This window comes from Soehngenia saccharolytica DSM 12858 (assembly GCF_059568515.1).
The window spans coordinates 1-2757 of the sequence record NZ_JCANTN010000060.1; the positions used below are offsets into that span (position 1 = coordinate 1).

The 2757-nt window shown below is 28.8% G+C and carries 2 protein-coding genes; both read left to right on the plus strand.

The window, feature by feature from the left end; translation table 11 throughout:
• Positions 1-1193, plus strand: a 1193-nt coding sequence (locus tag BO51_RS09995) for an amidase domain-containing protein (protein WP_496486289.1), incomplete at its 5' end; no start/stop codon positions are given.
• Between the two features lie 331 nt (positions 1194-1524).
• Positions 1525-2283, plus strand: coding sequence for a hypothetical protein (locus BO51_RS10000; RefSeq protein WP_496486291.1), 759 nt, complete (start codon positions 1525-1527; stop codon positions 2281-2283).
• Positions 2284-2757: the final 474 nt, after the last annotated feature.

Genomic DNA, 2757 nt, shown 5'->3' on the forward strand with positions numbered 1-2757 from the left:
GATTAGAAAAGAAGACTATATTATTATTTAAGAAATTGATAATTATTACAGTGGAAAACTGTAATTTGATTATAACTATATTGTACAAGGAGGAAAAGATAATGAAGAAACATCTTAAAATTGGTATAAAAATATTAATCTTAATAGGAATGATGGTAGTGTTAAGCTCAAATCATTACAGTATAGCTAATTCTATAGGTCTGGCACAAAATAGAACGGAATATATAGAAGGTTTTATAGTTGATTTCTATAGAAATCAAGATTTAGCTGAAGACAATGACTTAAGTAAGTATGAGATAAATGAAGATTTGCAGAATTATTTATTTGGGAAAGTAAAAGTTATAAATTATAACACAGCTGTTAATAGGACTGAAAAGACTAATTATGAGGTTAAACCAGAGCTAATGGAAGAAGAATTTATTAATGAGCTATATTATTTAAAATTTGCAGTTAGGGTTAAATTCAAATATATTGGAGTTGAAGAAGAAAGCGGATATAGTGAAGAACTTGAAGTTTTATTAAAAGAAGAAGATAATGGTTATGTTATTGAAGATTTTTATACAAGATTAAATGGTTATGACTCCTTTATCAGGGGCGAAGAAGATGATTTAAAATCTGGAGCTTATCAGAAGTCTAGTTTACTAAATAATAACGAAATAAAAGTCAAACAACAAAAATTAATGGATAACATCGATAAAGTTTATAAAGAAGAAAATAGGGCTGTTGAAGCTAAAGAAAAAGAAGACTCTATTCAAAATATGGGAATTCAAGCATCAAGTTTGAATAAAAGTGCGATAAAGAATTATGCTAGAAACAACTTTAATAAAATAAATCCTTCAAGTGGTAACGGGGTAGTACCATATTATGATTTTTCTGCTATTTCTGGTAATTATGATTGTACTAATTTTGTTTCGCATGCGTTATTGGCAGGTGGAGCTACGGTATATAATAATGGAAATCCTGCTAGTGGGTGGTATTATGTGAACTTGAGTAATAGAAGTTATTCATGGTCTGGGGTTCCTAATCTATATGATTTTTTAATTAATAATAGTACAAAAGGACCTTCAGGGGCACACCAAAACTATTTTACATTCCATGAGGCATCAGCATATCCTTTTGTTGATGGGGATATACTTCAATTTCATAATGGAACAGTATGGAGGCACTCTACAATTATAACCGGATTTTACTAAGCTAGTACAAATTATTTAGGTGCATTAGTTACTGGAAGAACAAGCCCTACTTCAAACAATGATAATCAAAAGGCTGCTGATATATATATAGGGAATAGTAAGAGAGTAATTAAATTAGGATTGAACTACTAATTAATATATAAGCAAAAACAGTCGATTATCTAAGATTGTTAATAAGATAATCGACTGTTTTTGTTTAAGAATACTCTAGTCATTAATGAAGTTGATATGGATTAATATCTGATAGGTTTTCAACAAAATAATATTTCACATAGCTGAGTTTTGGGATCCAGTTTGATATAATCCTAATATGTGAAAGGGTGAAATGGTATTGAAAAAACATCTTAAAATTGGTATAAAAATATTAATCTTAATAGGAATGATGGTAGTGTTAAGCTCAAATCATTACAGTATAGCTAGTTCTATAGGTCTGGCACAAAATAGAACGGAACATATAGAAAATTTTATAGTGGATTTCTATAGAAATCAAGATTTAGCTGAAGACAATGACTTAAGTAAGTATAAGATAAATGAAGATTTGCAGAACTATCTATATGGGAAAGTAAAAGTTATAACTTATAATACAGCTGTTAATAAGACTGAAAAGACTAATTATGAGGTTAAACCAGAGCTAATAGAAGAAGAATTTATTAATGAGCTATATTATTTTAAGTTTGCAGTCAGAGTTAAATTCAAATATATTGGAGTTGAAGAAGAAAGCGGATATAGTGAAGAACTTGAAGTTTTATTAAAAGAAGAAGATAGTGGCTATGTTATCGAAGATTTTTATACAAGATTAAATGGTTATGATTCTTTTATCAGGGGTGAAGAAGATGATTTAAAATCTGGGGTTTATCACAAATCTAGTTTACTGAGTAATGACGAAATAAAAGACAAACAGCAAAAATTAATGGATAATATCGATAAGGTTTATAAGGAAGAAAATAGTGCTATTGACGCTAAAGAAAAAGAAGAGATTATTCAAGACATAAATCTCCAATTATCAAATAAGAGGTTCACTATTACGAGTTTCATGGTATTTCTAGGAATCGTGATTGTTGTACTAGTTTTGCTTCTAAGGCGCAAATAGTAGGTGAGCCGAAATGTAATGAGGTATCATTCTTTTAAGGTATTACACGAGCCCAACTATTCTAAGTCTTTCAGACGAAAACTAAAAGATATTAAGATTTCACAAAAGACTAATATATTCATGAAAATAGTTAAAAGAGTAGCTGTATTTATAATAGTATGTTTTTTAAGTTTTTCTACTATTTTAGCAGTTAACGCGGAAGTACGTGAAAGTTTTTTTGATTGGGTAGTTGTAACATTCCCTAAGTTTAGCATCTTCATACCACAATCTATAGACAAAGATAATGGTACTACCGATCTAAAATCATTAAAAATAAATTATGTTCCTATGGATTTAAATTGGTGGATATTCATGAGGGTCGTAATATGCCAATTTATATTTACTCAGCAGATTATAATCAAGAGTTTGATATAAAATTATTTGCTTCATCTAGTGAAAACAAATCATACTATGATACAGAAGGAATTGAAATAG